Source organism: Mesorhizobium sp. M4B.F.Ca.ET.203.01.1.1, assembly GCF_004791025.1.
Classification (GTDB): domain Bacteria; phylum Pseudomonadota; class Alphaproteobacteria; order Rhizobiales; family Rhizobiaceae; genus Mesorhizobium; species Mesorhizobium abyssinicae.
Genome location: NZ_SRUO01000004.1, coordinates 394,417 through 411,439, shown reverse-complemented (window position 1 = coordinate 411,439; position 17,023 = coordinate 394,417). Strand labels below are relative to the sequence as shown.

General features: G+C 62.5%; 13 protein-coding genes and 1 tRNA gene. 9 read left to right on the top strand and 5 right to left on the bottom strand.

What is annotated here, in order from left to right; genetic code table 11:
* The first annotated feature begins 142 nt into the window (after positions 1 to 142).
* A complete protein-coding gene (locus tag EN846_RS11910; RefSeq protein WP_127283027.1) occupies positions 143 to 1,822 on the top strand; it encodes a sulfotransferase in 1,680 nt (559 codons plus the stop codon).
* Positions 1,823 to 2,487: 665 nt separating this feature from the next.
* Here EN846_RS11910 and EN846_RS11905 read toward each other — a convergent pair.
* Positions 2,488 to 3,660, bottom strand: a complete 1,173-nt coding sequence (locus EN846_RS11905; RefSeq protein WP_127283028.1) for a porin — start codon at positions 3,658 to 3,660, stop codon at positions 2,488 to 2,490.
* Positions 3,661 to 4,113: 453 nt separating this feature from the next.
* Here EN846_RS11905 and EN846_RS11900 point away from each other — a divergent pair.
* From EN846_RS11900 to EN846_RS11890, 3 genes are all read left to right on the top strand, one after another.
* A tRNA-Ser gene (locus EN846_RS11900) sits at positions 4,114 to 4,204 on the top strand.
* A 244-nt stretch (positions 4,205 to 4,448) separates the two neighbouring features.
* A complete protein-coding gene (locus EN846_RS11895) occupies positions 4,449 to 5,582 on the top strand; it encodes a porin (RefSeq protein ID WP_127392509.1) in 1,134 nt (377 codons plus the stop codon).
* 241 nt (positions 5,583 to 5,823) lie between these two features.
* On the top strand, positions 5,824 to 6,897 hold the full coding sequence (locus EN846_RS11890) for a site-specific integrase (RefSeq protein WP_127283030.1): 1,074 nt from the start codon (positions 5,824 to 5,826) through the stop codon (positions 6,895 to 6,897).
* Positions 6,898 to 7,055: 158 nt separating this feature from the next.
* On the opposite strand, the gene EN846_RS11885 is transcribed toward EN846_RS11890, so the two are convergent.
* Complete coding sequence (locus tag EN846_RS11885) at positions 7,056 to 7,940, bottom strand: alpha/beta hydrolase (RefSeq protein ID WP_127392508.1); 885 nt, start codon at positions 7,938 to 7,940, stop codon at positions 7,056 to 7,058.
* A gap of 87 nt (positions 7,941 to 8,027) precedes the next feature.
* Positions 8,028 to 10,070: a lytic transglycosylase domain-containing protein gene (locus EN846_RS11880; protein ID WP_128346273.1), complete on the bottom strand. Its 2,043-nt coding sequence runs from the start codon at positions 10,068 to 10,070 to the stop codon at positions 8,028 to 8,030.
* 302 nt (positions 10,071 to 10,372) lie between these two features.
* Between EN846_RS11880 and dapA the strand changes: the two genes are divergently transcribed.
* From dapA to EN846_RS11865, 3 genes are all read left to right on the top strand, one after another.
* The gene (dapA, locus tag EN846_RS11875; protein WP_127283033.1) at positions 10,373 to 11,254 is read left to right on the top strand and encodes a 4-hydroxy-tetrahydrodipicolinate synthase; all 882 of its coding nucleotides are present in this window, start codon (positions 10,373 to 10,375) and stop codon (positions 11,252 to 11,254) included.
* Positions 11,255 to 11,404: 150 nt separating this feature from the next.
* Entirely contained in the window at positions 11,405 to 11,884 is a 480-nt protein-coding gene (smpB, locus tag EN846_RS11870; protein ID WP_127283034.1) for an SsrA-binding protein SmpB, read from the top strand.
* A gap of 82 nt (positions 11,885 to 11,966) precedes the next feature.
* Positions 11,967 to 12,713 carry a GH25 family lysozyme gene (locus EN846_RS11865; RefSeq protein ID WP_127392507.1) on the top strand — a complete coding sequence of 249 codons (747 nt, stop codon included), beginning with the start codon at positions 11,967 to 11,969 and terminating at the stop codon, positions 12,711 to 12,713.
* On the opposite strand, the gene EN846_RS11860 is transcribed toward EN846_RS11865, so the two are convergent.
* Both EN846_RS11860 and EN846_RS11855 read right to left on the bottom strand, forming a co-directional pair.
* Complete coding sequence (locus tag EN846_RS11860) at positions 12,682 to 13,353, bottom strand: uracil-DNA glycosylase (RefSeq protein WP_187331194.1); 672 nt, start codon at positions 13,351 to 13,353, stop codon at positions 12,682 to 12,684. The genes EN846_RS11865 and EN846_RS11860 overlap by 32 nt on opposite strands.
* Complete coding sequence (locus EN846_RS11855; protein ID WP_127286183.1) at positions 13,350 to 13,931, bottom strand: NYN domain-containing protein; 582 nt, start codon at positions 13,929 to 13,931, stop codon at positions 13,350 to 13,352. The genes EN846_RS11860 and EN846_RS11855 overlap by 4 nt, the downstream gene beginning before the upstream one ends.
* 305 nt (positions 13,932 to 14,236) lie before the next feature.
* Here EN846_RS11855 and rpoZ point away from each other — a divergent pair, with 305 nt between their 5' ends.
* Together rpoZ and EN846_RS11845 are read left to right on the top strand one after the other, a co-directional pair.
* Positions 14,237 to 14,638: a DNA-directed RNA polymerase subunit omega gene (gene rpoZ, locus EN846_RS11850; protein WP_127286184.1), complete on the top strand. Its 402-nt coding sequence runs from the start codon at positions 14,237 to 14,239 to the stop codon at positions 14,636 to 14,638.
* A gap of 128 nt (positions 14,639 to 14,766) precedes the next feature.
* Positions 14,767 to 16,995 (top strand): bifunctional (p)ppGpp synthetase/guanosine-3',5'-bis(diphosphate) 3'-pyrophosphohydrolase, encoded by a 2,229-nt coding sequence (locus EN846_RS11845; protein WP_127286185.1) that lies wholly within the window; start codon positions 14,767 to 14,769, stop codon positions 16,993 to 16,995.
* The last annotated feature ends 28 nt before the right edge of the window (positions 16,996 to 17,023 follow it).

The following is a 17,023-nucleotide window of genomic DNA, read 5'->3' as shown; positions in this document are numbered from 1 at the left end:
CAGGGGGAAATGGCGGCGCTAGCTTGTGGATGAGGGGAGCAGCACGCCTCTGGCTGGAAATGTCCAGTGCTCAGCTCCCACCGCGAGTTCCTTCTCTAGTCTAATGCTGGATTTCGCAGGTCGATTTTGCTAGCGAGGCAAGATGAATAATCGGCTGCCTCCCGCCTGGTCCAAGCATCTCAAGGGCCTGTCCACGCCACCGGCCAAACAGCCGCAGCCAAAGCCGCCGCAGGCAAGGCCGTTGCAGCCAACGCCGTCGCGTGCGCAGGCCGACGACCTGATGCTGCGACAGGCGCTCGAACTGCAAAAGGCTGAGCGGCTGGCGGAGGCCGAGGAGCTCTGTCATCGCGTCCTGGCGCGCACGCGCAACCATCCGCTTGCGCTGTACATTCTCGGCACGCTCGGGCTTGGCGTCGATGATGAGTTGGCCATCAAGTTTTTGGCGCGTGCAGCGGCACGGGAACCGAGGAACCCTTATTATCGGCTTAGTCTTGGAGAAGCCTATCTGAAAGTTAATGATCACCCGTTGGCGATTCAGCACTTGCAGCGCGCCTGTGAACTGAAACCGGATCTGGTTGAGGCGCTTTGCCGGCTGGGCGAGGCATACGGCAGGTTTGACAAGGCTGAAATGGCTTTGCCTCTCTATGAAAAAGCGCTGAAGATCGATCGCAATCATCCGCTCGCCGGTTTGGGCCTTGCGAGTGCACTCATAGGCCTCGGACGGATGGACGAGGCAACAACCTATTTGAACGAAGCCATTGCCGGGCGCGTGAATGTGTCTGCAGGCTACATTGCCTTTGCAAACACTCGAAAATTTTCTGCCGAGACTCCCGAACTCGGCCAAATCCTGAATGAACTCGGCGACAGCGCGATTTCCTCGGGTGAGTCGAGTCTGCTTCACCTGGCGGCGGGGAAGATCCTGAACGACCTGGGGCGTTATGACCAGGCGATGGATCATTTCTTGAAGGGCAAGGCGCTCAAGGCCCGTGAGTTCGACATTGATTTCTATCGCAAGCGGGTTGATTCGCTCATCGGCGTGTTCGATGCGCAGCTGTTGGCAGACAAAGCAGCTTATGGAAATCCGTCCGAGGTGCCCGTCTTCATCTTGGGTATGCCGCGCTCGGGTACAACTTTGACTGAGCAAATCTGCTCGAGCCACCCGGAAGTTCACGGGGCCGGAGAGCTTACGAAACTGGGGCGAATGGCGGCCTCTATCGGCTTAAGTCTCAGGTCGGGGGAGTCTTTCGGCCAGTGGGTAAGGTCGATGACGATCCCGCAATCTCAAGCGCTGGCAGAAGAATATCTGTCCTACCTGCGTCATTATTCGGCAAACGCTCCGTACATTGTCGACAAGCTGCCCCACAATTTCGAGCTGGTCGGGCTGATTGCGATTCTGTTTCCAAATGCTCGGATTATTCACTGCAGGCGTGACGCAATCGACAATTGTCTTTCTTGCTTCTTTTCAAACCTTCAGGAAGGCCATAATTTCAGTTGCGATCTGGAAACCCTGGGTCTGTACTACCGCGAGTATGATCGCCTTATGCGCCATTGGAACACGGTTCTGCCCGGGCGAATTTTTGAGAACGGCTATGAAGATCTCATTTCGGATCAGGAGAGGCAATCGCGCCGTCTTATAGACCATCTTGGCCTGCCTTGGAATGATGCCTGCCTTCGCTTTTTCGACAAGGCGGGCTCGGTCAGGACAATCAGTCGCTGGCAAGTTCGCCAGCCGATCTACAAGTCGTCAGTCAAGCACTGGAAGAACTATGAAGGCAGAATCCAGCCATTGATTGAAGCCTTGGGAGATCTGGCTGAACTTTAAGAAACATTCGCGGTCAACGCGCAGCCATCATGACCTCCTGGAGCGGAGCGAATGCGAAGCGGGCGCCGCGGTTCAGAACCTGGTGCCCCGCCGTCGAGTTTCACCCTCTCTGGCCTGCCAACCACCTCACCCGGCAAGGGCGAGATCGGTAGCCGTCTGCCTCGGCACGCCTTCTTCGAAGCCGAAGACTGGCAAAGGCACTTCGCGACATCCAATCTAACCTTGCGGGGCCTTGCGGGGAACATGGCCGGCAAGAGGCGCGGGCGCTGTCCTCTGGCGCCGCGAACCCAGTTCCGCGGTGGCACTTAGAGGCCACCCTCGGATTCCGCGCGCGCTTCGCTCCTCGCGGATAGCACGACCTTGATAGTCGGATCTCCTAATTCAAAAAACCCGGCGGTTGCCCGCCGGGTTCTAATTTCAGTCAGGCCGTGCCTGTTAGAACGAGCGCTGGAAGCGGAGGAGACCGCCAACGTAAGGGGAGGGCGCAGGCGCATGGCAGAGGCTCGTTAAGAAAAAGGGCCTTCTTGCCAGCGTGCCGGATTGACCGGTGCAAGCTGCGCGACGGGACGGGGCGCGGTTCCAGAAAGAGTCTGGCGCGCTGTCGCCCGAAGACGAAAAAACCCGGCGGTTGCCCGCCGGGTTCGATTTCGGTCAGACGCTGCTGATTAGAACGAGCGCTGGAAGCGGAGCATACCGCCGATGGCGTCTTCTTGCCGGGCATCGGTCCAATCGGAGACGGTATCCTCGCCAACGTTGATGTAGTCGACCTCGGCCGTGACGGTGAAGCCGGGAACGACGTCGTAGGCGATATTCGCCGCAACGCCGAAGTTCTTGCCTTCGTCATAGGAGAGCTGAGCGTTGAACGAGGTCTTCTCGTTGAACTTGTAGGTGCCGCCGCCCCACACAGCCCAGTTGCCGCTCCACTGCTTGTAGAAGCCGCGGCCGCCAGCGTCGATCGCATTGCCGGCGTCATCGTTGAGGTTGTCGTCGGTGCCGTAGCCGCCCATGACCCACAGCGAGATCGCGTCGGTGGCGTTGACGTCCAAGCGGACCTTGCCGGCCACTTCCTCGTAGTTGCTGTCATAGGAGACGACGCCGGCGATGGCGCCCCAGCCCTGCGTGTACTTCAGACCGCCGACGACATGCGGAACGTAGCTGTCGATCGTGCCGACGACGCCCGAGCCTTCTTCGAGCGAGAGGACGGCGGAGAAGCCGTTGCCAGCGTCGAAGTAGTACTGGATGACGTTGGTGTCGAAACCGCCGTACGGAACCAGCGTATCGTTGATGACGTTGCCGGCGTAGCCGATGAACGTGTTGAAGGCCGATTCGTCCTTACCGACGCGCAGGCCACCGAGCTGGATCCAGGCGAAGTTCAGCGAGATGCCTTTGCCGCCGGCGGGATTGCTATCGGTTTCATCGATGGTCGTGGTGGCCGGATCATCAGGGGTGGCGTGCCGATTGTTGTTGCCGAAGTTGAAGCGGGTCTCGGTGTAGGTCTTCAAGGTGCCGAGCTCGGTTTCCTGGCCGGTCCAGGTCTTCAGCGTGAAGCGGGCATTCTTGTACCAGGTATCCTGCACGTCACCATCCTGGTGGTCGACGGACTCAGCGCCTGTGAACGCGCCGACGTCGCCGAAGCCGATGTCGTAGCGGACATAGCCGCCGATGCGCAGGCAGGTTTCGGTGCCGGGGATGTAGAAGTAGCCCGAGCCGTACACGTCGCAGATCTTGACGTATTCAGCCGGTTCCGGCTCGGCGACGACGACGGCGTCGGCGGCGCGCGCACCGGAAACTGCGATCAGGGCCGCAGCTGAGCCGAGAAGAAGGCTCTTGATGTTCATTTTCTGACCTCCAGTCAAAAGTTAAAAAACGGGTCTGGGTATTCTTTGCTGAAGGACAGCGTTCCCTGCCCCATCCCCACTAACCGAAAAAGATGCGCACCGCGCCGCTCCTTCAAATTCGACTTTACCCATGAGGCGGCGGGGTTCAACCACGATCGTGCCGACGGACGGGCTGTCCGGACGCTATCCCCGAGCGTTGTTGCACAAATGACACGATTTGGCCTCACTCAGAAAGCTCTCGTTAACTATCGAGGCGCTCGCACCCCTTGCAAACGGCCCGAATCCGGCGCCGTGCAGACCGAATTGCGGCGCACATGCCCGAGTCGCCAGCCAGGGAATTGCCGCAGAATCGCCGCATGGCGAGGCGGCATCACTGCCAGGAACCGATTTTTCCGCGATAATGACGCCGGCTTGTTGATTGTGCCGAAGCTTTTCTTTATCCAGCGGCGCAACGGAGAGGTGGCCGAGTGGTCGAAGGCGCTCCCCTGCTAAGGGAGTAGAGGTCAAAAGCTTCTCGTGGGTTCGAATCCCATCCTCTCCGCCATCCTGTTTCGCGCCGCGCAGCTGCGCAGGACCAACTCCGCGAATCCCTCATAAAGCAGAATCGACGATGCCCGTTTGCGATTCGCCTTCGCATGTGATGACTACGACGACAGCGGAGTCGACCTCCTGCGGCTGATGCAGAATCTCGTAATGTCCTTTTAAAGCATAGCAATATCAATGTGTTAATGTCGAAATGCTTGCGCCCGGTTCCGCCAGCTCGTTCGATTCTGACTGGAGGTCAGAAAATGAACATCAAGAGCCTTCTTCTCGGCTCAGCTGCGGCCCTGATCGCAGTTTCCGGTGCGCGCGCCGCCGACGCCGTTGTCGTCGCCGAGCCGGAACCGGCTGAATACGTCAAGATCTGCGACGTGTACGGCTCGGGCTACTTCTACATCCCCGGTACCGAAACCTGCCTGCGCATCGGCGGCTTTGTCCGTTACGACATCGGCGTGGGTGATCGCGAAGGTGTGCAGAATGTTCCGGATCACCTGGATCCGACCGATCGCAACGACACCTACTACAAGAATGCCCGCTTCACGCTGAAGACCTGGACCAACCAGGAAACCGAGCTCGGCACCTTGAAGACCTTCACCGAGACCCGCTTCAACTTCGGCAACGGCTCGGGCGACTATGATGACCAGGCGGCCCCGTTCCCCGCCGGCTACGATCCGGCCGGCTGGCAGGCGCACAACAAGACGCCCTCGCTGAACTTCGCCTGGATCCAGCTCGGTGGCCTGCGCGTCGGTAAGGACGAATCGGCCTTCAACACGTTCAACGGCTATGCCGGCAACGTCATCGACGATACCCTCGTCCCCTACGGCTCGTTCGACACCAACGTCGTCCAGTACTACTTCGACGCCGGCAACGGCTTCTCGGCCGTGGTCTCGCTCGAAGAGGGCGCTGGCGCCGACACGATCGACAGCTACGTTCCGCATGTCGTCGGCGGCGTGAAGTACACGCAGGGCTGGGGTTCCATCAGCGGCGTCGTTGGTTACGACAGCAACTACGAATCCTGGGCTGGCAAGGCTCGCTTGGACGTCACCGTCAACGACGCAATCTCGGCGTTCGTGATGGCCGGCTACGGAAGCGACTCCGACGTTACCGATCCGAACACCGGCCACAGCTTCTTCAAGCTTTGGGACGGCAGCTGGGCGGTCTGGGGCGGCGCCAGCTACAAGTTCAACGAGAAGGCCTCGTTCAACGTGCAGGCGTCGTATGACGATGGCAAGACCTTCGGTCTCGCTGCCAACGTCGCTTACGATGTGGTTCCCGGCTTCACTGTCACGGCCGAAGTTGACTACTTCAACAAGGCCGACAGCGACTGGCACGGCAGCAGCGACGGCGTCGGCGGTATCCTCCGCTTCCAGCGCTCGTTCTAAGGGCTGGTTGTCCACAGGTAAAATCCAGCCCGGGCGCTTCAACGCCCGGGCTGTTTTGTTTTCGTGACGGGCAGGGTGAACAGAAGGAAGAGGGGGTTCGATAGCTGAACGGAAGTCTGCGGAACGGTTTCGTGGGACCCGCCCTCTGGCGGGTGAAATCGGATTTGTCAGACTTAACTCTTGAAAGGACGCTTCCAAGCGGATAGGTGTCGCCTTTCCACTCGGGGGTGTGGTCAAAAAAATGACGAACGAAGCGATTCAAGAGGGGGTGCCCTCTGACCATTTCGCGATCTTTTCTTCTCAAACTGCAAAAATAAAATACAGCTATAACAAGATAAGAGAAGTAAAGTCGTACCGGGTCGGAGAGCTGTTTTCAGCATATCGGGATATACTCTGGGATGATGGGCGACATAAATACAATGTCAGCTCTTTCATCGGCGAAATCGATGAGATTCTCCTCGGGGAGCGTTTCAGCGCTTTTGACCAAAGCACCCTGGACAACCTTATCGGAACCCTGCGCCAGCGCGGCAACAGCAACGCAACCATCAATCGCAAGATGGCTGCTCTCAGCAAACTGCTGCGCAAGGCTCACAAGATGGGGGATATTCACAGCCTGCCCGAGTTCCGCCGCCAGAAGGAGCGGGCGGGACGGATTCGTTTCCTCGAAAAGGACGAAGAGGCGAGGCTGTTCGCCGCAATCAGGAGCCGCAGCGAGGACGCTTACCGGCTCTCCGTCTTCCTTGTCGATACCGGCTGCCGCTTGGGCGAGGCGCTCGGCCTGATCTGGAACGACATCCAGGAGCACCGCGTCTCCTTCTGGATCACCAAGTCCGGCCGCAGCCGTACCATTCCGATGACCGCCCGCGTCAAGGAAGTGATCAAGCTGCCGGTCACCGAGGGACGCCGTCCCAAGGGCCCCTTCACCAGATTCAGCCAGGCGCAATTCCGCGCCATCTGGAACGAGGCGAAGGCCGAGGTCGGCCTTGCTGCCGACGAGCAAGTGGTGCCGCATATTTTGCGCCACACCTGCGCCTCTCGACTCGTCCAGGGCGGCATCGACATCAGGCGCGTGCAGATGTGGCTCGGCCACCAGACGCTGTCGATGACCATGCGCTACGCGCATCTAGCCACCAACGACCTCGACGGCTGCGTCTTCGTGCTGGAAACGCCGCGCTGCGACGGGGCGACGAAGGGCGCGGAAAACTCCATGTTTTCCTCGCCCGTGACCACGCCCACATCCTCAAAGCCGGCGCGCAAGCCGAAGAGCGAAGCGGCCGCCGTGAAGGTCTCCAGGAAAAGCTTCAGGGCCAACTAGCTTGAGTCCTTCTCCCCGTTCACGGGGAGAAGGTGCCGAAGGCGGATGAGGGCGGCGCCGATGGTCAGAATCGGTCGCCGCCATTTTCCGGAAGCGATTGTCTTTTTAAGCGTTTCTATACTGCAAAAATAGCTCGGTAGCCGATTTTGAGCTTGGGATTACTTCTTTTGAATTTCCGCCCGATCCAGGAACGCGGCGATGGCGATAGGCAAGGTGCCCGTTTCGAGGAACGGCGCATGACCCTGGCCCTCGACCGTGATTGCTTCCATGCCGGGATGTCGTTCTCGCATCTCCTCAAGCGTTGCTGATGACAGCAGCTTGGAGTTTGCGCCGCGTATGGCAAGCAGCGGCACGGCGGCCAGCGCCTCGAATTGCGGCCACAGATCGGGCAGCGGCTTGCCGAAGTCGAGACCGGCCAGCATGTCGACCAGCCTTGGGTCGAAATCCGGCATCAGCCCCACGTCGGTCTCGCGAAAGAGCGCCGACACCATCCGTTCCCAGTCCGCTTCGGCGAGCGCCGGAAAGTCACCGCCGTGCACCTCGCGCTGCGCGTTGAGCGCCTCGGCGAATGTCTTCGGCTTCGGCGCGCCATCGAGATAGGAACGGATATGGGCGAGGCCTTGCGTCTCGATCACCGGGCCGATGTCGTTGAGCACCACGGCCTTCAGCACGGCCGGCGCGATCGCACCGAGCACATGGATGATCAGCCCGCCGCGCGACGTGCCGATGAAGCCCGCTTCCTCGATGCCGAGCGCGGCCAGCCCGGCCAGGATATCGCCGGCTTCGATGCCCACATTGTAGTGGCCGATGTCGGGGTCATAGGCCGATTGCCCGCGCCCGCGATAGTCGAAGGCCACGACCTTGCGCCCGGCCCGTCTCGACAGGTGGAGCGCCAACTCGTGGAAGTCGCGCGCGTTGCGGGTGAGGCCGGGCAGGCAGACGACCGGCCAACGACCCGAATTGACTTCGCCATAGATGCGGGCGTGAAGCCGGAGCCCATCCGGCGCGTCATAGAAAAAGTCGGAGAAAGCTTCGCCTGGCATGCGGACACGTCCCTCGCCATTGCCGATTCGTGCGCGAGTGCTACAGGCGAGGGCAGGGGCGGTCAAATGGCTGAGGGAAGGAAGGGCTCAACTGCGCCCGTTCACCAGGTCTCCGACGATGTCGTACTTGCCGGAAATACGCATCTTGTAGACCTCGTAATTCTCCATCACGCGCTGCACGTAGCTTCTTGTTTCAGTGTAGGGAATACGCTCGATCCAGTCGACGACGGCGTCCACGTCCTTGCCGCGCGGGTCGCCATATTTGGCCACCCACTGGGCAGCGCGGTTGGGGCCGGCATTGTAGCCGGCGAAGGTCAGCACATAGGATCCGCTGAAACGGTCGAGCTGCTCGCCGAGGAAGGCAGCGCCAAGCGTCGCATTGTAGCCGGCATCGCTGGTCAGGCGCGTCTGCGAGAACGTCAGTCCGGCCTTCTTCGCCAATTGCCTGGCGGTGCCCGGCATCAATTGCAGCAGTCCGCGCGCACCGGCGCTGGAGACCGCGCCGATATTGAATTCGCTCTCCTGGCGGGCAATCGCATAGGCCAGCGCCTTGCCGGAGCCGGAAATATCGGCAGTGTCGGGGATGACGCCCAGCGGGTGCGACAGCGCGCCGACGTCGATGCCGCGCTGGGCGGCGATCTTGCCGACCTTCAGTGCCATGAAATGGTTGCCCTGCTTTTCGGCGAGCACTGCGAGCAGCGCGAGTTCGCCGGGGCTGGTCAACTGCCCGGCGAGATCGCGGTAAAGCGTCTCGGCATAGCGGTCATAGCCGGCCTCCTGCAGACGCTTGATGGCGCTGACGGCCTCGCGGCCGGCAAAATTCTGTCGGTCGGCGGCACTTGGCTGCGGATAGGCGATGTTGAGGGTCCTCAAGCCCACGCGCTCGCCGGCGAGCTGGCCGTAGAATGTGGTGCCATAGGCAGCCGCGCGGGTGAAATACGTCTTCGCGTCGCCGGGCCCGCCCACTTCGGCCGTGCGGCCAAGCCAATAATACGCGCGCGACAGCGACATCGGTCCCTGCGCGAGGTCGGCGATGCGAGTGAAATGGGCGGCGGCGGTGGCCGGATCGTTGAGGCCGCGCAACGCGTACCAGCCGGCATGGAACTCGGCCTCGGCGGCGCTGGCCGGGCTTTCGGCAGCGTGCATGGAGACGATCTTGTAGGCGGTCTTCATGTCGCCCTGGTCGACCAACTCGCGCGACAGCACCCGGCGCTCCACCCACCAGGCGTCGGGATCGACCAGCGACTCGCGGTCGGTCGGCGCCTTCATCACGATCGCGGCCGCGTCGGCGAACTTCTGCTGCTTGCGCAGATATTCGGCCTCGGCAAAGAAATAGCCGGCCGAGCGCTGCGCGGCCGGCACGGCGTTGAGCAGTTTGGCCGTGTTCCTGTCGCCGCGGCCGGCGGCCGCCCAGGCCTCGGCGAGCGGCTCGGCGCCGGCAAGCGCGGCGACGCGCAGCGCCGAACTCACCCGGTCGGCATAGAACATGCGCTCCATGCGGAAGCGATGATCGGCGGCGGGGATAAGCGCGCCGAACTCCTTGATGATGGTCGCCTCGTCCCTGGCTTCCAGCCTTTCCGTGCGCCAGAACGGCGACAGCACCGAGCGCGCTGCATTGAGGTTGCCCAGCGCGACATAGGATCGGGCAAGGATGATCACGCCTTCGGGGGTCAACGGCTGGCTGCCCTTGAACGCCTTCACCACGACTTGCGGGGAGGGATTCTCGCGATAGAGCGCGCGTTCGCTGTTCTTGCGCAGCGCGATCGTGCCCGGCCAGTTCGGCAGCATCTGCGCGGCGTCGGCGATATCGCCGCTTGGCACCCGGTCGCCGCCATAGAGCGCGATCGCCCAGGCCAGGATGTGGCGGTCGAGCGAATTGGCCGGCAAGACCTCGCGCACCGGGCGCGCGCCGGCAACGTCGTTGGCCGCCAGCCTGTCGAGACCGCCCTTCAAAATCGCGACGTCGGCGAAAGGCGATGTCGGCGCGTCCGGGCGGCCCTGATAGGCCAAGGGCGCTACCGGGAGGGCCGACGTCACCGCAACGTCGACGCCGCCGCCGATCGCCGCGGCCGGCATCAGCGCAAGCGTCGCGCCAAGAAACGCGAAAAGACGGGGCCGCCGGCCTGACATGGGGTTCGTCATTTCCTGTTCGAGCACATTACCAGCAGGCCAAGACGCATCGAAGCCTAAACATAGGTCGTGAAGAGCCCGTAAACAAAAGGTTATCGAGGTCGTTCGATTTGCGCTTGCTGGCACCATGGCAATGCTTGCCGGTGAACCATGTCGAGACTATGGTGCGCGGCTTCGCTTTCGGCTAGAAGGCGCGCACGATAGACCGACCGACAAAACACCAATGCATGCCGCCCCAAAGTGGATACCGGTTTTGGGGCAACGACATGCATAACCAACGAAGTCCCAAGGAGTTGGACGACATGCTGAGAGGCTCGCTTACCGCGCTCGTTACACCGTTCGAAAAGAGCGGGCGTTTCGACGAGAAAGCCTTTCGCGCCTTCATCGAATGGCAGCTCGCCGAAGGCACCACGGGCCTCGTCCCGGTCGGCACCACCGGCGAGTCGCCGACGCTGTCGCATGACGAGCACCGCCAGGTGGTCAAGGTCTGCATCGAGGTCGCCAAGGGCCGCGCTCCGGTCGTCGCCGGCGCCGGCTCCAACAACACCGAGGAAGCTGTAGGCCTGGTGCAATTTGCCGAGCAGGCCGGCGCCGATGCCGCGCTGGTCGTCACGCCCTATTACAACAAGCCGACGCAGCGCGGCCTCTATGAGCACTTCGCCGCTGTCGCCCGCGCGACCAAGCTGCCGATCATCATCTACAACATCCCGCCGCGCTCGGTGATCGACATGACGCCGGAGACGATGGGGCGGCTGGCGCACGACTTCAAGAACATCGTCGGCGTCAAGGATGCCACCGGCAAGGTCGAGCGCGTCTCCGAGCAGCGCGCCACCTGCGGCAAGGATTTCGTCCAGCTCTCGGGCGAGGACGCCTCGGCGCTGGGCTTCAACGCCCATGGCGGCGTCGGCTGCATCTCGGTGACGTCGAACGTCGCGCCGCGGCTCTGCGCCGAATTCCAGGAAGCGACGCTTTCCGGCGACAGCGCCAAGGCCCTCGACCTGCAGGATCGGCTCCTGCCGCTGCACAAGGCGATCTTCATCGAGCCCGGCCTGTGCGGCGCCAAATACGCGCTGTCGAAGCTGGGCAAGGTCGAGAACGTCGTGCGCTCGCCGCTGGTCACGATCGAGGCCTCGACGGCCGAGAAGATCGACCAGGCGATGAAGCATGCCGGCTTGATAAACTAACGAGCCCGTTTGGAAACTCCACTCCTGCGGCCATCTGAAGGCGCCACCTGCGCTTCCGGTGCTCACGTACTATATGTACGCTCCGCTCCGGTTCTCGGTGACACCGTCATCTGACTCGCAGGAGCGGGTTTCGAAACGGACCTGGACGTCATGAATCAAGTCAAAAAAGCCGATCCCAACAACAGGACCGTTGCGGAGAACCGCAAGGCACGGTTCTCCTACGAGGTGCTCGACACGCTCGAGGCCGGCCTCGTGCTGACCGGCACCGAGGTCAAATCGCTGCGCCAGGGCCAGGCCAACATCCAGGAATCCTATGCCTCTGCCGAGGGCGGCGAGATCTGGCTGATCAATTCCTATCTGCCGGAATATCTGCAGGCCAATCGCTTCAACCACGAGCCGCGCCGGCGCCGCAAGCTTCTGCTCTCCAAGCGCGAGATGGCGAAGCTGTCGCAGAGCGTCGATCGCGAAGGCATGACGCTGGTGCCGCTCAAGATCTATTTCAACGATCGCGGCCGCGCCAAGCTGCTGCTTGCGATCGCCCGTGGCAAGAAGCTGCACGACAAGCGAGAGACGGAAAAGCAGCGCGACTGGTCGCGCGAGAAGGGCCGCCTTCTCAAGCAACGCGGCTGAAAAATCTCCGGCGCTGGCCTGAAAAAAGCCAACAGTCGGCCTTCAGCTTCCGGACATGAAGAGCCGACATCGGGGGATAGTCTTGAAGAAGCGGATCGTCCTCTGGGTCCTGGCCAGCCTTGTCCTGGCGTGCGTCGTCGCAGCGGGCGGGTTCATCTACTTCCACACCTTCTCTCCCGATCGCGACCGGTTCCCCGTCAGGGGCATCGACGTCTCCCATCACCAAGGCCGGATCGACTGGCGGCGTGTCGCCGCCGACGACGTCGCCTTCGCCGTCATCAAGGCGACCGAAGGTGGCGATCATGTCGACGATGCTTTCGCCGCCAACCTGCGCGAGGCGCGCGCCGCCGGTCTGGCGGTCGGCGCCTACCACTTTTTCACTTTCTGCCGGCCGGGCGCCGACCAGGCGAAGAATTTCATCTCGGTGGTGCCGCGCGGCGAGCCGCTGCTGCCGCCGGTGGTCGACATCGAATTCGGCGGCAACTGCCCGCAGCGGCCGTCGCCCGAACAGTTGAGGGCCGAGCTACAGGCCTTTCTCGGCCCGGTCGAGGCCACCTTCGGCAAGCCGGCGATCGTCTATCTCACCGATGAGGCGGCGCAGGCCTATTCGGCGCATATCGCAGTTCGCCCGCGCTGGCTGCGCTCGTTGGCCATGCGGCCGGGCGAGGACGACTGGATCTACTGGCAGTACCACAACCGGGGTCGCGTCGACGGCATCGAAGGCGACGTCGACCTGAACGTGCTGCAGGGTGGGGCGGACAAACTGGCTGAGCTATTCGCCACGCGGGTTTCCGAATCTACTCCTCCAGAAACGCCGCGATCTCCTTGAACACATTGACGAACATTGATTCCGTCAGCACGCCCGTGTTGGTGTTGTAGCGCGAGCAATGGTAGCTGGAGAACAGCGCGATGCCGCCGGCCTCGTGCCGTCCGCCGTGCCGGAACGGATGGGCGGCGACGCGCCCGCCCAGCGCCCGCACCGTCGACTGATGCGCGATCGAGCCGAGCGCCAGGACAGCGCGCAGATTGGGAAAGCGTCCGATCGTCGGCACCAGAAAACTCCGGCAGGTGGCAATCTCGCCGCCGACCGGCTTGTTCTCCGGCGGCACGCAACGCACCGCATTCGTGATCGCCGTCTGCACCAGTTCTAGTCCGTCGTCGGGCCTTGCCTTGAACTCGCCGCGCGCCAGGCCGTGCGCGATCAGCGTGCCGTAGAGCAGGTCGCCGGCATAGTCGCCGGTGAAGGGCCGCCCCGTGCGGTTGGCGCCGCGCAGTCCGGGCGCCAGCCCAACGATGAGCAGCCGCACGGCGTCCTCACCCTCCGGCGGCAGGAAAGTAGGCACCGGCGCGTTGAACCAGGACGGCTCGCGCCGCCGCCAGTCTGCGATGAAATCATGCAGCCGCGGGCAGAGTGGGCAGTCGCGACCGGGTTCGGGGGAGGGCGCGGCCACCAAGGCCGCCGCCGTCAATAGTCGTCCTCGTCGACTTCGGCCGGTTCGGGCCTGCGCACCGGCCGTTCGGAGGGATCGCGGCCGACTTCGTTCTTCAGGCTCATCAGGTCCATGAAATGGTCGGCCTGGCGGCGCAGGTCGTCCGAGATCATCGGCGGCTGCGAGGCCATGGTCGAGACGATCGAAACCTTGCGGCCGCGGCGCTGCAGCGCCTCGACCAATGTGCGGAAATCGCCGTCGCCGGAGAAGATGACATAGTGGTCGACGACGTCGGCGAGCTCGAGCGCGTCGACGGTGAGCTCGATGTCCATATTGCCCTTGATCTTGCGGCGGCCGGTCGAGTCGGTGAATTCCTTGGCCGGCTTGGTCACCACCTTGAAGCCGTTATAGTCGAGCCAGTCGATCAGCGGCCGGATCGAGGAATATTCCTGATCCTCGACCAGCGCGGTGTAGTAGTAGGCGCGCAGCAGATAGCCGCGTTTCTGGAAGCTGGACAGAAGCTTGCGGTAGTCGATGTCGAAGCCGAGCGCCCGCGAGGTGGCATAGAGATTGGCACCGTCGATGAAAAGCGCGATTTTTTCCCGAGGGTCGAACATGGAAAATGTCCTTTTTTCAAAATAGGCGGTCGTCTAAAAGCGTCGGCGACTATGCCCGCGGCCCGTCAATGGACCACACGGCCTTTCTTATCCGAGATAGCGCCAGTTTTACGGCAATCCAAGCTGTGTCGGCCCCTCGCAAGCAATTGTGATCGGCGCCGGATCGCCGCGGGCCTTGCCCATGCCGAGCCGGATAATCCCCCGGGAGGCGGATCGGCATTGCCAAGAAGCTTGTATTTTGGCGGCGTTCAGGTTATGGACCGCGCCTGTTTTCCGTCAAATCCATCGCATGAAAGGGGCAATTCATGGCCCGCGTAACCGTTGAAGATTGCATCGACAAGGTCGACAACCGCTTCGAGCTGGTGCTCCTGGCCGGCCACCGCGCCCGTCAGATCAGCCAGGGCGCGCAGATCACCGTGCCGCGCGACAACGACAAGAACCCTGTGATCGCGCTGCGCGAGATCGCCGACGAGACGCTGTCGCCCGACGACCTCAAGGAAGACCTGATCCACTCGCTGCAGAAGCATGTCGAAGTCGACGAGCCGGAGGCCGATGGCGAGGCGATCGCCGACCAGACGGGCGCTGCCGTCGCTGCGACCGATACCGACGACGCCGAGGACAACATCGCCTTCGACCGCATGACCGAGGAAGACCTGCTGGCCGGCATCGAAGGCCTTGTGCCGCCTGAGAAGAGCGACGACTACTGAGAGAGTTTCCTGGACCTGCCCGGAACATTTTTCCGGCACTTCCGTCCAGGCAGTTTCGTGGCTATCTATGACATGCGCCGCATCCCATTGCGGCGCATGATTCATTTCAGCACCGCGAGATCCTGCCCATGATGCGTCAGTATGAGCTTGTCGAGCGCGTCCAGCGCTACAAGCCTGACGTCAACGAGGCGCTGCTCAACAAGGCCTATGTCTACGCCATGCAGAAGCATGGCCACCAGAAGCGCGCTTCCGGCGATCCCTATTTCTCGCATCCGCTCGAAGTCGCCGCCATCCTCACCGAAATGCACATGGACGAGGCGACGATCGCGGTCGCCCTGCTGCATGACACGATCGAGGACACCACCGCCACCAGGGCCGAGATCGACGAGTTGTTCGGCCCCGAAATGGGCAAGCTGGTCGAGGGCCTGACCAAGCTCAAGAAGCTCGATCTCGTCTCCAAGAAGGCCGAGCAGGCGGAGAACCTGCGCAAGCTCTTGCTGGCGATCTCCGAGGACGTGCGCGTGCTGCTGGTCAAGCTCGCCGACCGCTTGCACAACATGCGCACCCTCGACCATGTTCCGGAAGCCAAGCGCCTGCGCATCGCCGAGGAGACGATGGATATCTATGCGCCGCTCGCCGGCCGCATGGGCATGCAGGGTATGCGCGAGGAGCTGGAGGAGATCGCCTTCCGCTACATCAATCCGGAAGCCTACCGCGCCGTCACGGCCAGGCTTGCCGAGATATTCGAGCGCAACAAGGACGTGCTGACCGAGATCGAAAAGGCGCTGTCGGCCTTGTTCGAGAAACATGCCATCAAGGCCAGCGTGAAGAGCCGACAGAAGAAGCCTTGGTCGGTGTTCCGCAAGATGGAAGCCAAGGCGCTGTCCTTCGAGCAGCTCTCCGACATCTTCGGCTTCCGTGTCGTCGTCGATACGCTCGAGGATTGCTACAGGGCGCTCGGCGCCATCCACACGACATGGTCGATGGTGCCCGGTCGCTTCAAGGACTACATCTCGACGCCGAAGCAGAACGACTACCGCTCGATCCACACCACCATCGTCGGCCCGTCGCGCCAGCGCGTCGAGTTGCAGATCCGCACCCGCGAGATGAACAAGATCGCCGAATATGGCGTCGCCGCGCATTCGATCTACAAGGATACAGGCGGCAAGACGAACGGCGCCGGCCACGCCATCTCGAAGGAGACCAACGCCTATGCCTGGCTGCGGCGCACCATCGAGCAACTGGCCGAGGGCGACAATCCGGAAGATTTCCTCGAGAACACGAAGCTGGAACTGTTCCAGGACCAGGTGTTCTGCTTCACGCCGAAGGGCATGCTGATCGCGCTGCCGCGCGGCGCCACCCCCATCGACTTCGCCTATGCCGTCCACACCGATGTCGGCGACACCTGCGTCGGCGCCAAGGTCAACGGCCGCATCATGCCGCTGATGACGGAATTGAAGAACGGCGACGAGGTCGAGATCATCCGCTCCAAGGCGCAGGTGCCACCGGCCGCCTGGGAATCGGTCGTCGTCACCGGCAAGGCGCGCGCCGCCATCCGCCGCGCCACCAAGAACGCCATCCGCAAGCAATATTCCGGCCTCGGCGCCCGCATCCTCGAGCGCGCTTTCGAGCGTGCCGGCAGGACCTTCACCAAGGAGAGCCTGAAGCCGGTGCTGCACCGGTTGGCGCGCAAGGACATTGACGACGTGCTGGCCTCGGTCGGCCGCGGCGAACTGGCCTCGACGGACGTCATGAAGGCGGTGTTCCCCGATTACAAGGACGAGCGCGTCACCGTCGCCGCCCCCAAGCAGCGCGAGGAGGGCTGGTCGAAGATCCGCAACGCCGCCGGCATGCTGTTCCAGATGCCGGGCCGCGCCGCGCGCAAGGACAAGGACCAGCCGCGCGACGGGGCGGTTCCGATCCGCGGCGTGCGCGGCGACCTGCCGGTGCGCTTCGCACCGGAAGGGGCGGTGCCCGGAGACCGGATCGTCGGCATCATCCAGCCGGGCACCGGCATCACCATCTATCCGATCCAGTCGCCGGCGCTGCAGGCCTTCGACGATCAGCCCGAGCGCTGGATCGACGTGCGCTGGGACATCGACGAGCGCACAAAGGAGCGCTTCCCGGCACGCGTCTCGGTCACCGCCATCAACGCGCCGGGATCGCTGGCCGACATCGCCCAGGTCGTTGCCGCCAACGATGCCAACATCCACACGCTGTCGATGGTGCGCACAGCGCCCGACTTCACCGAAATGCTGATCGATCTCGAGGTCTGGGACCTCAAGCACCTGAACCGGCTGCTCTCGCAGCTCAAGGACAATTCGAGCGTCAGCGATGCAAGGCGCGTCAACGGCTGACATCATGGTTAGAAGAATAATGGGGGAA